The following is a 16,604-nucleotide window of genomic DNA, read 5'->3' on the forward strand; positions in this document are numbered from 1 at the left end:
TTAAGCTATTTTTCGACTAGGGTCCGATGGAAAGGTATCTTTATTTTTACCAAACAGTCCACGCAGGAAGGGCAGTACCCAACGGTCAAAGCCAATTCTTCCGGCATTTGCACCAGCAACTACGAGGAAGATTTCAAACAGCAGATAGATTGCATTGGTGCTTACTGTACCCGAGAACAGGAACGAGAAGTTCATAACCATGGCCATCAAAGCGGCCAGTGTAGTCAATGTACCGAGAAGCAGGCCAACCCCGACCAAGAACTCACCCAATGGGATCAGGACATTGAACAAACCTACATTCGGCAGGGCAAAGGCTTCGAGGAACGATCCCCACCAGCCTTGTACAGCGGGATGGTCTCCACCTGTTTTAGCAATGGCCCCCGAGATAAATCCGCCTGCATCAAATCCACCTGTCAATTTTTCGAGTCCGTGGGTCATCCATTCATACCCTAGATAAACCCGTACGACAGTCAGCAACCACATTGCGACTTTGTTCTCACGTAACCAGCTATTAAACATTCAAACCACTCCTCTTTCTTAATCTATAATGTTGGTTGTATTTCATTTTGTTGGGGATGATCATCTTTGCTACACCTTTATTGTAGTAGGTTCAGTTACAGTTATTTGTGATAAAAATCACAAAGTCTGAATATTTTTAAAATTTTAATGTCTTCAGATAAGTATTCTATAGAGAGGTCATGCTTCAATCAAGACAAAAACAGGAAATAAAGCTTATAATGAGAAAAATAACGAAGTGGAGGGATGAACTTGTCCGGGCCCATTTCCCAACGAAATCATTGGTTGCGTGTGATGGCCTCAGCTCTGTTATGCATGACGCTGATGTCTTGTTCTGCTATGTCCAATACGGGAGATACTGAACCCGTTGCCCAACCGACCAAGCAAAAAACAGAGAAGGAGGCGCTTGAACCGCCGAAGGAGCAGTCTACTCCGGCATTTACAGCTCCGCTTACCGGTCTTCCGGTGGAGCAGCCAGTTTTGGAGCGACCGCTCGCTGTCATGATTAACAATGCTCCAGCAGCACGTCCGCAGGCAGGACTTAGTCAGGCAGATATGGTATATGAAGTTCTTGCAGAAGGCGGAATTACCCGTCTGGTCGCTTTTTTCCAAAGTCATGGCGGAGATGTAAAGATTGGTCCGGTCCGTAGCATTCGTCCGTATTTGATTGAGCTGGGCGAAACCTATGGTGCGTTGCCGATACACGCAGGGGGAAGCACAGATGCCTATGCGATTTTACAGCAGCAGCGGAAAGAACATTTAGATGAGATTTCAAATGGAGGGGCATACTTCTGGCGAAGCAAAGATCGTCGTCCTCCGCATAATCTATACACGGACGTGAATAGACTGCGCAAAGGAAGCGATAGTAAAGGGTATGCCAAGCAGACGGACGTTCCTGTATATTCTTACCTTAAATCCGGTGAAATTCCAGTTATGGTGAACGAGACTGCAACATCTTTACAAATCCGGTTTTTGCTTAAAAGCTACCGGGTATCTTACACCTATGATCCAGCGGGTCAACAATATAAGCGTTTTGTGAACGAAAAGTCACATGTGGATCAAAATAATAACCAACAGCTCTCAGCAGCCAATGTCATTGTGATGAGCACCAGGCATCGAACGTTGGATGATGTAGGCAGATTAAGTGTTGAACTGGACGGCAGCGGAGAGGCCATGGTGTTTCAACAAGGACAGTTAATACAGGCTGAGTGGCAACATACGCCGGGTGATGCGATTCGTTTTATGAAGAATGGGGTTGAAATTCCGTTAACGCCAGGTACATCCTATATACATGTGGTGCCTGCAGATACACCACTAAAGGAACATGTAACCATAGAAGCGAATTAGAAAACGAATTACACCTTTTTAGGAAAAAATTGTCGGATAATGAGCTTATATGTCGGGCACTGTATACGTATATCATGAAATTTGCTTTTACAAACATTACAAAAACATTGATGAGTGTGATAAGATAGCAAAGGTTGTCTATTGCAGTCGAAACAGGTTGCGGATATTTTCGTAAAGGGGTAATCGTTATGAGATTGAAGAAAAAGGATATATTCTTCGAGACGTTGGAAAATATGGCAGATACGATCGTGCAAGCAGCCGATTATTTTGCCCAACATACTTCAAATCTTCAAGATGTGACTTTGTTTACAAATGAAATGAAGAAGTATGAAAATAAGTGTGATGATTACACACACACGATTATTACTGAACTGAACAAGACCTTCATTACGCCGTTGGAACGCGACGACATCATGGAACTGACAACAACCATGGATGATGTGTTGGACGGTCTTGAAGCGACGGCTTCCCGTTTTTATATGTACAACATTACGGAGCCGGACGAGTATATTGTGCAGTTCGCTGATATTTTGCGTCAATCAGCTTACGAAATTCAGAAAGCTGTACATTTGCTTTCACAGAAAAAATTGCTGGCCATTCGTGAATACACTATTCGTCTGAATGATTTGGAAAATCAGGGGGATGAATTGTTGCGTATTTGCATCAAAAACCTGTTTGCAACTGTAACTGACCCTATTGAACTGATTAAACGCAAAGAATTGTACGAACGCCTTGAAACGACAACGGATTCATGCGAGGATGTTGCAAATATGCTGGAATCCATCATTATGCGTAACTCGTAAGGGAGTCCTTTTACATGGATACAAGTTTACTGGTATTGGGTATTGTTATTTTTCTTGCTCTGGCATTTGATTTTATTAATGGTTTTCATGATACGGCGAACGCGATTGCAACTTCGGTATCGACCCGTGCATTGACCCCGCGACGTGCGATTATTATGGCTGCGGTCATGAACTTTCTCGGGGCAATATTGTTTACAGGCGTTGCGAAGACCATTGGTGGAAGTGTCGCTGATCCAACCAAGCTTACGAATGGAATTGATATCGTCATTGCGACGCTGATCGCTGCGATTATCTGGAACCTCTTAACCTGGTGGTTCGGTATTCCTTCATCCTCTTCTCATGCATTGATTGGTGCATTGGCTGGAGCGGTGTATGTAGGTGCAGGATCGGATAAATTAAACTGGAGCGGCTTCATCGGGATTGTCGAAGGACTTATTTTCTCCCCGTTGATTGCTTTTGTTGTCGGTTACATCGTGATGATAATTTTAAAATACATCTTCGCTCGTCGTAGTCCGCATACGGTAAACAAAGGGTTTCGTACAATGCAGGTCATTACGGCAGCGCTTCAGTCGTTCACGCATGGTACGAATGATGCTCAAAAGGCGATGGGGATCATTACATTCGCACTCGTTTCGGCGGGGTATCAGGACCATTTGGAAGTACCCATGTGGGTAAAAATCTCAGCCGCAACAGCCATGGCGCTGGGTACATCTATCGGGGGCTGGAAAATCATCAAGACGATGGGAACCAAGATTTTTAAAATCGAGCCAATTAACGGATTCGCAGCCGACATTTCGGGAGCCTCTGTTATTTTCACAGCTACATTGCTTCATTTGCCCGTAAGTACCACTCATGCCATTACTTCGGCTATTTTGGGTGTGGGTTCTGCGAAGCGCTTTTCCGCTGTGCGTTGGTCGCTAGCCGGTCGAATTATTATTACTTGGGTGATAACGATACCGATTGCTGCGCTGTTATCTGGATTGATTTTCAAAATTCTTTTCTAGTTCATTATTATTTCTTGAAAAATAGGTACACACTATAGAATACACAATAAGCTTCCGTCCGCTTTTTGCGGCAGGGGCTTATTGGCATTCTGGGGCAAAACGGCTTCTTCAAAGTTTACACATCCAGATAGTTCCATGAAACGTTTTTCAAAAATACCTGACATCAAAGTAGTCAATTTTTAATAACTCCTGTAGAATAAACAGAAAACTTTGAACCGTTCAACTGACTGGAGGAAATTATGCAAAAATCTAGAAAACTAATAGCACTTATCATTTGTTTGTTTTTTGTGGTTGCCCTGGCCGGTAATTTCGGTGTAGTGGCACATGCAGAAAATAAAACAAAGTATGATATCGGCACGGATACAACGTTCGCGCCTTTTGAGTTTGAAGATGTAGATGGTAAATTCGTCGGAATTGATATGGATTTGCTGGCAGCTATTGCCAAGGATCAGAATTTTGAATATACCATAAAGCCTCTTGGCTTTAACGCGGCAGTGCAGGCCCTTGAAACGAATCAAGTGGATGGTGTCATTGCCGGGATGAGTATTACCGATGAACGCAAGCGGAAATTTGATTTTTCTGAGCCTTATTTTGATTCAGGCGTCGTCATGGCGGTCCGTAAGGATAATGATACGGTTAAACGCTATGAGGACTTGAAAGGGCAGCGTGTCGCTGTCAAAACAGGCACGGAAGGTTATACATTCGCTGAATCCATTAAGGCCAAATACGGCTTTACTACAGTACCGTTCGACGATTCTTCTCAAATGTATGATGAAGTTAAAACAGGTAATTCGGTTGCCTGCTTTGATGACTATCCAGTACTGGCATACGGCGTAAACCAGAATAACGGCCTTAAGCTGGTAACAGATAAGGAAAAAGGTGCTTCTTACGGGTTTGCTGTTAACCAAGGTAAAAATCAGGAGTTGCTGGAGAAATTTAATGCAGGGCTTGTTAATCTGCGTAATAGCGGGGAATACGATAAGATTTTGGCTAAATACCTTGGCGAATCGGGCAAAGGTGTGGCGCCTGTAGAGACCAGCCGCTGGGGACTGATTTCCGCTTCGCTGCCTTCGCTGATTAAAGGCATGGGAAATACGTTGCTGTACACACTTGTATCTTTACTCGTAGCCTTTATTCTAGGATTGGTGTTTGGCTTTATGAAAGTAAGCCATAACAAGGTGTTCCGTGGTATTGCAACTGTTTTCGTCGATATATTCCGTGGTATTCCGCTGATCGTGCTTGCTTTCTTTATTTACTTTGGTATTCCACAGGCACTGGATTTCAAAATGCCGCTTTTTGTTGCGGCTGTATTGACGCTATCCCTGAATGCGGGTGCGTATGTAACTGAGATTATTCGTGGTGGTATTCAGTCCATTGATCCGGGACAAATGGAAGCAGCTCGTTCGCTTGGTCTACCCTATCGGACGGCTATGCTTAAAATCATTTTGCCACAAGCTGTGAAAATCATGATCCCGTCGTTTATCAATCAGTTGGTTATTACGTTGAAGGATACGTCCATTTTGTCTGTTATCGGTCTGGTCGAATTGACCCAATCGGGTAAGATCATTATTGCGCGGACATTCCAATCCTTTGATATTTGGCTGGTAGTAGCGGTGATGTATCTTATCGTCATTACAGTCCTGACCAAAATTTCCAACCGTCTTGAAGGGAGAGTTCGCCGTGGGTAAAATTATCGTTAAAGATCTTAAAAAAAGCTATGGTAGTAATCAAGTACTAAAGGGCATCGACATGCAAGTACGTGAAGGCGAGGTTGTATGTGTCATTGGCCCGTCTGGTTCGGGGAAAAGTACGTTTTTGCGTTGTATGAACATGCTTGAAGAAATTACCGCAGGTGAGGTCATTGTCGATGACTACAACTTGAGTGACAAAAACGTGGACATTAACAAAGTTCGTGAAAATATAGGTATGGTATTTCAGCACTTCAATCTGTTTCCGCATATGACCGTGCTTAAGAACATTATGTTCGCGCCGACTGAACTGGGGAAGCAGTCCAAGGCAGAGGCCCGAGAAACGGCCATGAAGCTGCTGGATCGTGTGGGGTTGGCCGATAAGGCAGATGCACTGCCAGGACAGCTTTCCGGCGGTCAGAAGCAGCGTGTGGCGATTGCACGTGCACTGGCCATGAACCCGGACATTATGCTGTTCGACGAGCCGACCTCGGCGCTCGATCCTGAAATGGTGGGCGAAGTGCTTGGCGTAATGAATGATCTGGCGCGTGAAGGCATGACGATGATGATCGTAACGCATGAGATGGGTTTTGCACGCGAAGTAAGCGACCGTGTTGTGTTTATGGACGGTGGTTACATCGTTGAAGAAGGAACGCCACAAGAGGTATTTGGTAATCCGAAAAACGAGCGGACCATTAGTTTCTTAGAAAAAGTATTGTAAGTGAGCAAGGTTTGCCGTGAGTGCAGGTGAGGACGTAGTGTGAGACCGCTCCGCGTTCCATTTGATCTTTCGATCGCTGTTGCCCTTGAATTTTTTCGATTATAAAAGACCTTATAAGGTGAAAATTCTAGGGCAAAGGCGAACGCTTCGCTTCTCCAGATTCAAATGGCCCGCTACGCTACTACTCGCTGAATCTGCTTCTTTCTTCGCAAAAGCCTGCCCCACTTTTAAATGAGTGAGTATAGGCAGAAGGAATTGGCGCAGCGCTTTGCTTGCTGCGCCGAGGGGCGAGGTAAGCCTCCGACCGCTTAGTGGCTTATGATGTTTATTTTCATAAGTGAGGATTTTGCAAAATTCTGAAGTGGAAGGCTTGCTTTGAAGATAAGAACTGCTCTGCACGAGGATAAAGGATATCTTGGGACGGCTTGTTGACCCTGAGATATCCTTTTCTTATTTAGTGTATGGGAATGTAGAGCGAGAGATTTGTATAATCCGGATTGGCTTATATAAAATATAAATGTCAATAAGACGGAAGTGTAAGCGAGGGGGACGTACGGTGATACGTACATTGGCTATAGGTCATGATCATCAGGTAACAGTGGGAAAACCATTGGATCAGATCGTCATGGAGGATTACATATGGATGTGGGTAGATTTTAGCGAGCCTACAGATCGCGAGACGGAGCTGCTGACAAGTTATTTTCATTTTCACCCATTGGCTGTGGAGGATTGTATGCATGTTCTGCAACGTCCCAAATTGGATTATTACGAGGATGTGCAGTTTCTGGTCGTGCATGCGCTTGATGTAGATACGTTAGCTGCGGAAGAAGTGGATATGTTTATTAGCAGTCGTTTTTTGGTTACATATCACCATCATGAGTTAGAGGAGCTGGATCAAGCTTGGAAGCGGATTGTTCAGCATGCGAATGAACGCAAAATATGGTCGCGAGGACCGCTGGCTGCAGCCTACACGGTGATGGATAAGCTGGTAGATAACTATTTTCCGAGCCTTTTTATGATTGAAGACGAATTGGCTGAGCTGGAGGGCTTGGGCGGTCGCGAATCCGTAGAGGAATTAATGAAGCAGGTGTTTGACCTGCGTGGCAGGCTGCTCAAGCTGCGCCGTACCATTGTACCCATGCGTGATCTGATGTACCGAGTTTTGAATTCGCAGCATGTGCAGGGCCAAGGAGATCATATGGCTTATTTTACCGATATATATGATCATTTATTGAAGCTGACAGACATGCTGGAGGCCGACCGCGAGATGACAGCCGACCTGAGGGACAGTTATATATCGCTCAATTCCAATCGCATGAATTCAATTATGAAGACGCTAACCGTAATTACGACCGTTTTTATGCCCTTGACGCTGATTGCAGGAATCTATGGTATGAATTTTTCGAATATGCCCGAGTTGGGCTGGAAATATGGATATTTTGGCGTACTGTTCTTCATGTTTTTGTTGAGTGTTGCCATGGTGGTCTGGTTTATGCGCCGAGGCTGGTTCAAATAGTATAGTCTACTTTCTTGTGCGTTTGCGCGGACGTCTGCGCGGGGTAGTGGTACTTTTGCGCTGTGTCTTTTTCCGGCGTCGGCGTGGTGGTGTATATTCATCCAGTTCCTCAGTAATTTGTGTTGTAGATTTTTTGCTTGCGTTTTTGTTGAATGCTGGGAGCGAGCCCATAATCAGTTTTGCCATCGGAGCAAATTGCTGCACGCTAGACATGATCTTTTGTACCTTGCCGACCGTAGCAACAATCCCGTCAATACCGCCCATACGGTCAATAATACCTTTAATATCGTTGAGATTACCAAGATTGCCAAGGCCGCCAAGCAGTCCTCCTTTGGCAGGGGCGGGGTCTGGTGTAACCACGGCAGAGTCTGTTATACTCGCTGGCGCCTCGTAAGGAACCAGTGCGGAGGAATCGACTTGTGGAACCTCGCTGTATGGATCGAGTCCAGGATAAGGAGTTGAACTATACGGATCGGAAATGGCACGCGTTTGCGTTCTCCGATGATAGTAATGTCCAGGCATGAGATCACATTCCTTTGCAGGTTGATACTCTACTGTATGTTACAAACGCACAGTGGGTTTAGGCGCGTGTCCCGAAATCAGGTATAAAAGCGGATTTGGGCATTCGTACGGTATGTTTCTATGATCATAATGTTGTTCTGTAATGCGTGAAACCGTTAATGCTTGAAAAACTGACTATTCCTCAGGTACAATGAGGAGAGATCGTAACCTTGGGAGATGATAATCCATGCAGCTTAAAAAGCTTAATGATAAAAGTATTGATCAATTGTTCGAAGCTATTTTAACTCTTAAGAATTTGGAAGAATGCTATGTGTTTTTTGATGATCTGTGCACGATTAACGAAATTCAATCCCTCTCCCAACGTCTAGAGGTTGCCCGTATGCTAGGCAAAGGCAGCACATATAATCAGATTGAAGCAGAGACAGGAGCCAGTACAGCTACCATTTCACGTGTTAAACGTTGCCTGAACTACGGTAATGACGGGTACAAAATGACTCTGGAACGTCTGGGACGCTAATGCGGAGCCCTGGGATACTGGTCATCAGCCATGGCTCTAGGGAGCCATATTGGGTAGAACAGGTGGATCAGGCAGTTGCAAAGCTTCATTTGCCGGAAGAAATACCGGTAGAGGTTTCATTTTTGGAAACGGTTAAAGAAAGATTGATTCAAAATGGTATTGACCGTCTGGAAGCCTTGGGTGTAACAGATATATTGGTTATTCCTTTGTTTGTGTCATCAGGTAGTACGCATGTAGATGAGATTAGCTATGCGCTGGGTGTCAAAGATGCGCCGGACAAAGAAACAGATTTGGAGCCGTTTCGATTGAAAGCGCGAGTGCATTTTGGTAGCCCGCTGGATGACGGAGAAGATGTTGCTCACATGGTGTGGGACAAGGTTCGCCCGCTATCAGCCGACCCTGCGAGAGAGGTTATTTTACTCGTAGGTCACGGCAGTGTGCATAACGGCTTTTTTCAGCGCTGGGAGCAGGGGATTTCTTCGTTGGCCCGTACGGTGCAAAACGTGAGTGGTATCATCACGGACTACGCTTTGCTAAATCCCGAGAGTGTGTACGACAAGGCAGCGTACTGGAATCAGGAGCGGGGTCATGATGTTATTGTGGCGCCGCTATTTTTGAGTTCGGGATATTTTACAAGTCGTATGATTCCTAAACGCTTGCAGGGGCTCGAATACCGTTATTCAGGAGATCCTTTATTGCCGCATCCTTTGCTCACAAGCTGGATGGACAGGCAAATTCATGAATTATTGCAAAGCATGCAGAAGCAAGCGAGGTCAAGTAATAGATAGTCTGGTTCGGCTATAGCGTCATCTTAGCCTTAAATTTCCTTATTTGGGCAAAGTCTGGCTTCTTTTATTGTAAAAGAGGTCTTTTTCCAGTATGATGATATTTTGTACAGACTGAATATGATGAACTGCGATGTGAATATAAATATCATTAAATATACGGGTGGCGTAACGGAATGAAAAGAGCTAGATTAATCTATAATCCGACCTCTGGGCGTGAGGAAATGAAGCGTCGTCTTGCGGATGTTTTGCAGCGCCTGGATGAAGGTGGTATTGAAGCCTCTTGCCATGCAACTACGGGTGAAGGGGACGCAACACGTGCCGCAATAGAGGCCATTGAGCGTGGGTATGACATGATTATCGCCGCTGGTGGCGACGGTACATTGTATGAGGTCATTAACGGGATGGCTGAAAGAGAAAACCGCCCGCCCCTAGGTGTGTTTCCTCTGGGGACGACGAATGATTTCGCCAGAGCACTGGGCATCCCCAAGCACTGGGAGGATTATTGCGACCTCGTTATTCGTCAAAATCCGAAGCCACTGGATATCGGAAAAGCGAACGACCGCTACTTTATCAACATTGCAGGCGGGGGGACTTTAACAGAGCTTACATATGAAGTTCCGAGCAAGCTCAAAACGATGATTGGCCAGTTGGCGTATTATTTTAAAGGTATGGAGAAGATGGTCAGCCTTGCTCCACAGGAGCTGATCATCAAGGCATCGGGTCAGGAAGTGATTCATGACGAGTTTATGCTCTTCCTGATTGCGAATACGAATTCAGTCGGCGGGTTTGAAAAGCTTGCTCCCGGGGCGACAATAGATGATGGGCTGCTCGACGTCATCGCTGTACGGAAATGTAATCTGGCGGAAATGATCCGGTTGGTAACACTCGCACTGCGTGGTGAGCATTTGCAGGATAAGAAGATAGTTTATTTTAAAACAGATTACATGGAAGTGACCTCACCCGGCTATGTCCAGCTTAATCTGGATGGCGAACTGGGGGGCACCTTGCCAGCGACTTTCCGGAATTTACCTCATCATTTGAATGTTTTCCGGTGAGGAAACGAGCGGGAATTGTTCTATTTCCGTTGGTTTGAGCAGTTCGATATACAGATCGTAGAGTAGATAGTTGTTTTTTGTAGGAAACATATCGGTCCTTGCCGTTCTCCGTGGGGAGTAACGGCATTTTCGAGTTGATGTTTGTATGTTTAGATGACCATTCTAATTAGACGTCCGAAGGAAAATACCGCATAAAATGAAGATCAGAAAGAAGTGACAATCATGACGAATAACCGTAGCGGACGTGGAAAAAGCCGCCGGAATGCAGCAACAGCAACTCCTGTTCAAGGAAATCAGCATAAAAAGACTATGAAGGCGACAAGAGAGAGCGAACCGGAACAGTCTAAAGTTAGAGCTGGAAATGGGCTACTTCAAGCCGAAATCAAACATAAAAATGGAAATGTGAATGAAAATATGAATGATTCGGATCGGAAGAAGAGAATGAACGGACGAGATACTCGTCGTTCTTCCAACGGTAGACGAAGTCATGATGCTTCCAATCGTAACCGGTCTAGTGTAGAGCGTAGCGATCTGCCTGTACAAAAGAACGATGAGGCCGTGATAGACATCATCGGCATGAACCACGATGGCGAGGGTGTAGGACGTGTCGAGGGTTTTACGCTGTTCGTTCCGGGTGCATTGCCAGGTGAAAAGGTACGGGTCAAGGTGCTGAAAACGAAAAAACAATATGGCTATGCCAAGCAGCTGGATATTGCGCAGGCTAGCCCTGACCGGATTGCAGCTCCGTGCGCCATCTACGATCAATGCGGTGGCTGCCAGATCCAGCATATGAGCTACGAAGCGCAGCTCAGCTGGAAACGCCAGCATGTCGTGGATGTGCTGGAGCGTATCGGGAAGCTGAGTATGGCTACAGAGCCCAGTGAGCATACTGCACAGGTTTTGGCTGCTTCTGCGGATACAGATGGTGAGGCCGATACAGTCACGACTGCTGATTCGGCCATGAATGCGGATGGAAATGCCGACAGCATGTCCGTTCATTTGCGGCGTGTACAAGGCGTAGTCGTGCATCCTACGCTTGGTATGAGTGAGCCTTGGCGATACCGCAACAAAGCCCAGGTGCCGATTGGTGTCACAGAGGGCGGGCTTGTCGGCGGTTTCTACGCACGTGGCAGCCATCGGATTGTGGATATGAACACCTGTCTCATTCAGGACGAGCGTAATGACGAAGTTGTCGCACGTGTGAAAGAGATTGGCCGAATGCTGGGCATCAGTGCATATAATGAAGAAACCGGACGTGGGCTACTGCGCCATGTCGTTGTAAAGACCGCTTTTCGTACGGGTGAAATGATGCTGGTGCTCGTCACGAATGGACGAGATATTCCGCATGCAGATGCGTGGATCGGCAGTATTCGTGAGCATATCCCACACGTGGCAAGCATATGCCAGAACGTGAACACGAAGCGAACGAACGTTATTTTTGGCGACGAGACTCGTGTACTGTGGGGACGTGATGTGATCTACGATTACATTGGAAACGTCCAGTTTGCGATTTCCGCGCGATCCTTTTATCAGGTGAATCCCGTACAAACGGAAGTGCTGTATGGCAAAACCGTCGAATATGCCGGGCTCACAGGCAAAGAAACGGTAATTGATGCGTATTGCGGCATCGGTACGATTTCTCTGTTCCTCGCTCAGCATGCGGACCAGGTGTATGGGGTGGAGATCGTCAAAGAAGCCATCGACGATGCACGAAGTAATGCGCTATTGAACGAAATGCGTAATGTGAAATTTGAGGTAGGCGCCTCCGAGGACGTCATTCCTGCGTGGAAAGAGCAAGGTATCACCGCTGACGTTATCGTCGTCGATCCGCCCCGTAAGGGCTGTGATCCACGCCTGCTCGACACCATTCTGGAGATGAAGCCAGAACGCGTGGTGTACGTATCCTGTAACCCAAGCACACTGGCGCGGGATTTAAGGATACTGGAGGATGGCGGGTATAGTACAGTGGAAGTACAACCTGTAGATATGTTTCCGCATACGGTGCATGTAGAGTGCGTGGTAGTAATATATCGGGATAAGAAGCATTGATGTACGAGGGTTAAGAGCAACTTGAAATGTTCCTGCATTCCAAATAACGTTTTAGGATTGAATGCGGGAATATATTTTATTTATTCAAAAGCATGAGAAGTCGGTGGTATAGATATACGGATTCATATTGAAAGTTATCCTTCTAGGACGCTTTATAAAGGTGGGGTCAAAATTAGTCACAAAATGAATTAGAATTGTTGAAGTGTTATCATAATAATGATAATATGATGATATGTAAAGGAGGGGAATTCTATGCCACAAATTAGGCCTGTATCCGATCTGCGAAATAATTTTACTGAGATATCAAAAATTGTTCACGAGAGCCGTGAGCCAGTTTTCCTCACAAAAAACGGATATGGCGATATGGTTGTCATGAGCATTGAGCAATATGAGAATATTCAGCACGATAACGAGATTTTTATAAAGTTGAAAGAGGCAGAGCTAGAGGCAGATAGTTCGAAATTACGTTATAGCCACGCTGAGGTTTTTAATAAATTAAGAATGAAAATTAGCAACAAACAAGAGGAATAAGTCGTGTCATGAAAACCGGGGGATTGCTCCCGGTTTTTAGTGATATGATGGATACAAAAGTATTGGGAGTGTTTGACAAACCAATTTACACCATGATAAGATATATTTTAGGTATATAAATACCTATTTTTTTTGATATTTTAATTAGGTATACGTATACCTAAAGTAGAAGGGGGTTGCTTGTGATTTATAGGGAAATTGAATTAAATAAATTAATGCGGGCATGTCTTGGTGAGTTAAGGGGATTGTATACTAGTGAGCAATCTGTTCGCATTTTATTGGTCGTATTATCCATTTATTACCTAAATGGCTTCGAACAAAATAATTCAAAGAAATTTGAACAGAACTGGGTGCCAGTCGAAAATTCAATAGTTGATAATCTAGTCAATGAAATTAAACAATTGGAGTTTCATAATGAAGATTTAAAGGGAATATTCACGGGGCTTATTGATTCGTCCCTTCAATTTACCAGTATCTCTACTATGCGGACATTAAGAATAGTGATAGACAGATTAAGTAGTTTTCAATTTATTGATCAAAAAGAAATTGTTCAACTTATTAATTTATTGGCAATTAAATTTAGTAAAGATGAAGGCATACATGAAACTCCAGATGCGATAACTAAACTGTCTTTGGGTTTAGTAGATTTTAAACATATTCAGTCATTTGCTGATTTTTGCTCGGGGATTTCGAGTGTAGCTCTTGAGATGTCTCATCGTTTAGAAACACCAGAAGAAGCTAGCCGCATCTCATATTATGGAGAAGAGATAAATGTCTCCGCATGTTTGATATCAAAGCTATTAATGATTGTAAATAGAGTGCCAAATACAACTATCATTAATAAAGATGTTTTAGACATTGTGAGCAAAGAAGGTGAGCAGCAAACGTTTGATTTTATTTTATCAGACTCCCCATTCGGAGTTAAATGGAATAGTGAGAGCGCTCGTAATGATCCGAGATACAAGTATGGTATTCCGCCAAGGAGTTCTGCTGACTGGGCATTTTATCAGAATGCTTTATATCATCTGAATGAGAAAGGCAAGGCCATTGTAGTTGGGACAAAAGGAACATTAGTTAGAAGTACTGAGGTTAACATAAGAAAAGCAATTATTGAAAATGATTTAATCGAAGCAATTATCACGCTGCCTGAGAGTCTTTACTCTAAGACTAGTATTAGTACGGAGTTAATCATTTTTAATAAAGCTAAGCCGAAAAGTAGACTTGGAAAAATATTGTTTATAGATGCTAGTGAACATTCATATAAGATTAATAGAAATCAACATTCTATTACTGAAGATGGAATAAGTAAAATAATTGACGCTTATTGGAATGGGACGGAAGAAGAACGGTTTTGTAGATTTATTGATGTTGAAAAAATCAGACACTACAAGTACAGTCTTAATTCAAAAGAATATTTAGATTTTGATATTCTTAAAAATTCATTTCACCAAACAGTTAAGCTTGGTGAGATTGCTGAGATCAGACGTGGTGTTCAATTGTCTAAAGAGGAATATGAAGAACTTTCTATAACTACTACACACTATCTTCTAAATATTAAAGATATAGAGAATGGGAGAATTACTTATGATGAGGAGTCAAGAATAACTTATAAAAAGCCAGATTGGTTGGATAAGTTTGCGATTCAACCAATGGATATTCTAATTACTTCCAAAGGATCAACTATCAAGTTTGTCATTGTCGAAGAGCCGTATAAAAAGGCATTTATTAGCGGGAATTTATCGATTATTCGAGTGGACCCTAAGCGATACAACGTATATGTTTTGTATGAATTTTTACAAAGTGAGGTGGGACGTAGAATGATTGACGGTCTACAAACTGGTACTACAATTAAACTAATTAATCCCTCTAAATTAGAGCAACTAGAAGTCCCATCATTTACTATAGAATTAATGAATGAAGTAGGTGAGAGACTCAAATACAACAAACAGGAATATGAAGAAATAATCAAAGAAACTGAAGAAAGATTTGTGATACAAAAGCAAGTACTGCTTGAAAAATTGGGAATTCATAATACGTAATCAAAATTAAAGGAGTCCGCTAATGGAAAAGAAGTATAAATTACGTTACCTCACCCTAGCACAATCAGACTTGCTAGAGATTGTTAATTATATAAGCGAACAACTTTCTGCACCACAAGCTGCAATTAATCTTGTTGATAAGTTAGATAGGGCCATTTCAAAGTTAGAGCAATTTCCTTTCTCTGGACATCTCTATAAAAAAAACTTTAAGCTTAAAGATGAATTTCGAATGCTTGTTGTTGAGAATTATATTGTATTCTACGTTGTTTTTGATGATATTATAGAAATCCGACGAGTTATATATAGTAAACGCAATCATGAAAAACTACTTTGATAATAATTTTAATCGATGTTGATTGAATAGCCTCTCTTCATTTTGAAGTGAACCTTGTCAAGTAGACAGCTATCAAAAAGCAATGATTAAGCAGCCTGAGTCCTGTATTCATAAGGAGTCAGGTTGTTTAGTTTCTCTTGAAAGCGTTCATGGTTGTAGAAATGGATATACTTTTGAACAGCATGCTCCACCTGTTGAGCTGAATGGAAGGCGTGGAGATAGAAACACTCGGTTTTAAAATGACTGAAGAAGTTTTCCATACATGCATTGTCCCAGCAGTTCCCTTTTCGAGACATGCTGGCCTGTATTCCGTATCGCTTGAGCAGGTTAGTATATTGGCGAGAAGTATATTGAAATCCTTGGTCGCTATGCAGTAGAACACCTCGCGCATCCTGTCGCTTCCTTGCCTTTTTCACGGTATCCAACACCAGGCTCAAATCGTTTCTGCGGCTGATCTGGTAGGCAACGATTTCGTTGTTAAAAAGATCCTGAATCGCGGAAAGGTAGAGCCTCTGTCCATTGAATATGAGGTAAGTGATGTCTGTTACCCACTTCTGATTCAGCTGGTCAGCCTTAAATTCCCGGTTCAGATGATTGCCAGAAATGACATAGGCTTCTTTCTTGCTGTAGTAAGGTCTCTTCCTACGAATGATCTCCTTGATTCCCAGTTCACCCATAAGTCTCCGAACACGCTTATGATTTATATGTATGCCATAGATTCGATTCAACCAAACCTTTACCCTGCGGTAGCCGCATATTCCTTTCAGCTTCTCGTAACAAGCCATGATGTTCGAGGTCTGCCGATGCCTGGCCCTTTTGCTTTACCTCGTTTTTCCTCTAGACCTTTCATTCCCTCGGCTTTGAAGTGTCTCACCTATCGGCGAACCAGCGAAGCGTCAATCTCCATTTCTCGTGCCACGTTTTTATATCCGATTCCCTTTTTGAGGTACAGATCCACTGTCTTTTTCTTGAAGCTCACATCGTAAGTTTTTCTTATTTCTCCCATAGAAAAATCCCCTCCATAATAGACAGATTAGTCGGCTTGCTCTTTTCTGTCTACTATGAGGGGATCATATCAAAACACCTGATACCAATAAGGTAGATATGATTAAGAATGCCTTAAAGCATTTTTAAGTGATTTAATACTGGCTACGAAAATAAAAAGTGTTTGCTC

Annotated in this window: 18 protein-coding genes; 13 read left to right on the forward strand and 5 right to left on the reverse strand. The window is 43.5% G+C overall.

What is annotated here, in order from left to right; translation table 11 throughout:
- Positions 1-519 carry a DoxX family membrane protein gene (locus MKY35_RS04220; protein ID WP_342445677.1) on the reverse strand — a complete coding sequence of 173 codons (519 nt, stop codon included), beginning with the start codon at positions 517-519 and terminating at the stop codon, positions 1-3.
- Positions 520-768: 249 nt separating this feature from the next.
- On the opposite strand from MKY35_RS04220, the gene MKY35_RS04225 reads away from it, so the two are divergent.
- From MKY35_RS04225 to MKY35_RS04235, 3 genes are all read left to right on the forward strand, one after another.
- Positions 769-1,863 (forward strand): DUF3048 domain-containing protein, encoded by a 1,095-nt coding sequence (locus tag MKY35_RS04225; protein WP_342445678.1) that lies wholly within the window; start codon positions 769-771, stop codon positions 1,861-1,863.
- Between the two features lie 188 nt (positions 1,864-2,051).
- Entirely contained in the window at positions 2,052-2,666 is a 615-nt protein-coding gene (locus tag MKY35_RS04230) for a DUF47 family protein (RefSeq protein ID WP_007428879.1), read from the forward strand.
- Positions 2,667-2,680: 14 nt separating this feature from the next.
- Positions 2,681-3,670 carry an inorganic phosphate transporter gene (locus MKY35_RS04235; RefSeq protein ID WP_039272398.1) on the forward strand — a complete coding sequence of 330 codons (990 nt, stop codon included), beginning with the start codon at positions 2,681-2,683 and terminating at the stop codon, positions 3,668-3,670.
- 32 nt (positions 3,671-3,702) lie between these two features.
- Here the strand turns inward: MKY35_RS04235 and MKY35_RS04240 are convergent, their stop codons facing one another.
- Positions 3,703-3,846 carry a hypothetical protein gene (locus MKY35_RS04240; protein ID WP_318628219.1) on the reverse strand — a complete coding sequence of 48 codons (144 nt, stop codon included), beginning with the start codon at positions 3,844-3,846 and terminating at the stop codon, positions 3,703-3,705.
- A gap of 63 nt (positions 3,847-3,909) precedes the next feature.
- On the opposite strand from MKY35_RS04240, the gene MKY35_RS04245 reads away from it, so the two are divergent.
- The 3 genes from MKY35_RS04245 (at position 3,910) to corA (ending at position 7,595) form a co-directional block, all read left to right on the forward strand.
- Positions 3,910-5,358, forward strand: a complete 1,449-nt coding sequence (locus MKY35_RS04245) for an amino acid ABC transporter substrate-binding protein/permease (protein WP_209949968.1) — start codon at positions 3,910-3,912, stop codon at positions 5,356-5,358.
- Positions 5,351-6,079, forward strand: a complete 729-nt coding sequence (locus MKY35_RS04250) for an amino acid ABC transporter ATP-binding protein (RefSeq protein WP_039272400.1) — start codon at positions 5,351-5,353, stop codon at positions 6,077-6,079. Before MKY35_RS04245 ends, MKY35_RS04250 begins: the two co-directional genes overlap by 8 nt.
- A 556-nt stretch (positions 6,080-6,635) precedes the next feature.
- Entirely contained in the window at positions 6,636-7,595 is a 960-nt protein-coding gene (gene corA / locus MKY35_RS04255) for a magnesium/cobalt transporter CorA (protein ID WP_342445679.1), read from the forward strand.
- 6 nt (positions 7,596-7,601) lie between these two features.
- Here the strand turns inward: corA and MKY35_RS04260 are convergent, their stop codons facing one another.
- The gene (locus MKY35_RS04260; RefSeq protein WP_342445680.1) at positions 7,602-8,117 is read right to left on the reverse strand and encodes a tyrosine protein kinase; all 516 of its coding nucleotides are present in this window, start codon (positions 8,115-8,117) and stop codon (positions 7,602-7,604) included.
- A 226-nt stretch (positions 8,118-8,343) separates the two neighbouring features.
- Here MKY35_RS04260 and MKY35_RS04265 point away from each other — a divergent pair, with 226 nt between their 5' ends.
- From MKY35_RS04265 to MKY35_RS04295, 7 genes are all read left to right on the forward strand, one after another.
- Complete coding sequence (locus tag MKY35_RS04265; RefSeq protein WP_007428885.1) at positions 8,344-8,634, forward strand: YerC/YecD family TrpR-related protein; 291 nt, start codon at positions 8,344-8,346, stop codon at positions 8,632-8,634.
- Complete coding sequence (locus MKY35_RS04270) at positions 8,634-9,422, forward strand: CbiX/SirB N-terminal domain-containing protein (protein ID WP_069012882.1); 789 nt, start codon at positions 8,634-8,636, stop codon at positions 9,420-9,422. Before MKY35_RS04265 ends, MKY35_RS04270 begins: the two co-directional genes overlap by 1 nt.
- 173 nt (positions 9,423-9,595) lie before the next feature.
- Entirely contained in the window at positions 9,596-10,477 is an 882-nt protein-coding gene (locus MKY35_RS04275; protein WP_013308843.1) for a diacylglycerol kinase, read from the forward strand.
- A 222-nt stretch (positions 10,478-10,699) separates the two neighbouring features.
- Positions 10,700-12,526 (forward strand): 23S rRNA (uracil(1939)-C(5))-methyltransferase RlmD, encoded by a 1,827-nt coding sequence (rlmD, locus tag MKY35_RS04280; protein ID WP_342445681.1) that lies wholly within the window; start codon positions 10,700-10,702, stop codon positions 12,524-12,526.
- Between the two features lie 252 nt (positions 12,527-12,778).
- Positions 12,779-13,057: a type II toxin-antitoxin system Phd/YefM family antitoxin gene (locus tag MKY35_RS04285; protein ID WP_274484131.1), complete on the forward strand. Its 279-nt coding sequence runs from the start codon at positions 12,779-12,781 to the stop codon at positions 13,055-13,057.
- A 182-nt stretch (positions 13,058-13,239) separates the two neighbouring features.
- Positions 13,240-15,096: an N-6 DNA methylase gene (locus MKY35_RS04290; protein ID WP_342445682.1), complete on the forward strand. Its 1,857-nt coding sequence runs from the start codon at positions 13,240-13,242 to the stop codon at positions 15,094-15,096.
- 22 nt (positions 15,097-15,118) lie between these two features.
- Positions 15,119-15,430, forward strand: a complete 312-nt coding sequence (locus MKY35_RS04295; protein ID WP_342445683.1) for a type II toxin-antitoxin system RelE/ParE family toxin — start codon at positions 15,119-15,121, stop codon at positions 15,428-15,430.
- Between the two features lie 86 nt (positions 15,431-15,516).
- Here the strand turns inward: MKY35_RS04295 and MKY35_RS04300 are convergent, their stop codons facing one another.
- Together MKY35_RS04300 and MKY35_RS04305 are read right to left on the reverse strand one after the other, a co-directional pair.
- The gene (locus MKY35_RS04300; RefSeq protein ID WP_342445684.1) at positions 15,517-16,215 is read right to left on the reverse strand and encodes an IS3 family transposase; all 699 of its coding nucleotides are present in this window, start codon (positions 16,213-16,215) and stop codon (positions 15,517-15,519) included.
- An 89-nt stretch (positions 16,216-16,304) separates the two neighbouring features.
- Positions 16,305-16,436, reverse strand: coding sequence for a hypothetical protein (locus MKY35_RS04305; protein ID WP_274484138.1), 132 nt, complete (start codon positions 16,434-16,436; stop codon positions 16,305-16,307).
- Positions 16,437-16,604: the final 168 nt, after the last annotated feature.

The sequence above is a fragment of the Paenibacillus sp. FSL L8-0638 genome (genome assembly GCF_038593075.1).
GTDB lineage: Bacteria > Bacillota > Bacilli > Paenibacillales > Paenibacillaceae > Paenibacillus > Paenibacillus polymyxa_D.

Excerpts from the sequence above, each read along its gene's own strand:
- MKY35_RS04220 (WP_342445677.1), bottom strand. The coding sequence starts at position 519 with ATGTTTAATAGCTGGTTACGTGAGAACAAAGTCGCAATGTGGTTGCTG.
- MKY35_RS04230 (WP_007428879.1), top strand. The coding sequence starts at position 2,052 with ATGAGATTGAAGAAAAAGGATATATTCTTCGAGACGTTGGAAAATATG.
- MKY35_RS04235 (WP_039272398.1), top strand. The coding sequence starts at position 2,681 with ATGGATACAAGTTTACTGGTATTGGGTATTGTTATTTTTCTTGCTCTG.
- MKY35_RS04245 (WP_209949968.1), top strand. The coding sequence starts at position 3,910 with ATGCAAAAATCTAGAAAACTAATAGCACTTATCATTTGTTTGTTTTTT.
- MKY35_RS04260 (WP_342445680.1), bottom strand. The coding sequence starts at position 8,117 with ATGCCTGGACATTACTATCATCGGAGAACGCAAACGCGTGCCATTTCC.
- MKY35_RS04265 (WP_007428885.1), top strand. The coding sequence starts at position 8,344 with ATGCAGCTTAAAAAGCTTAATGATAAAAGTATTGATCAATTGTTCGAA.
- MKY35_RS04270 (WP_069012882.1), top strand. The coding sequence starts at position 8,634 with ATGCGGAGCCCTGGGATACTGGTCATCAGCCATGGCTCTAGGGAGCCA.
- MKY35_RS04275 (WP_013308843.1), top strand. The coding sequence starts at position 9,596 with ATGAAAAGAGCTAGATTAATCTATAATCCGACCTCTGGGCGTGAGGAA.
- rlmD (WP_342445681.1), top strand. The coding sequence starts at position 10,700 with ATGACGAATAACCGTAGCGGACGTGGAAAAAGCCGCCGGAATGCAGCA.
- MKY35_RS04285 (WP_274484131.1), top strand. The coding sequence starts at position 12,779 with ATGCCACAAATTAGGCCTGTATCCGATCTGCGAAATAATTTTACTGAG.
- MKY35_RS04295 (WP_342445683.1), top strand. The coding sequence starts at position 15,119 with ATGGAAAAGAAGTATAAATTACGTTACCTCACCCTAGCACAATCAGAC.
- MKY35_RS04300 (WP_342445684.1), bottom strand. The coding sequence starts at position 16,215 with ATGGCTTGTTACGAGAAGCTGAAAGGAATATGCGGCTACCGCAGGGTA.
- MKY35_RS04305 (WP_274484138.1), bottom strand. The coding sequence starts at position 16,436 with ATGGGAGAAATAAGAAAAACTTACGATGTGAGCTTCAAGAAAAAGACA.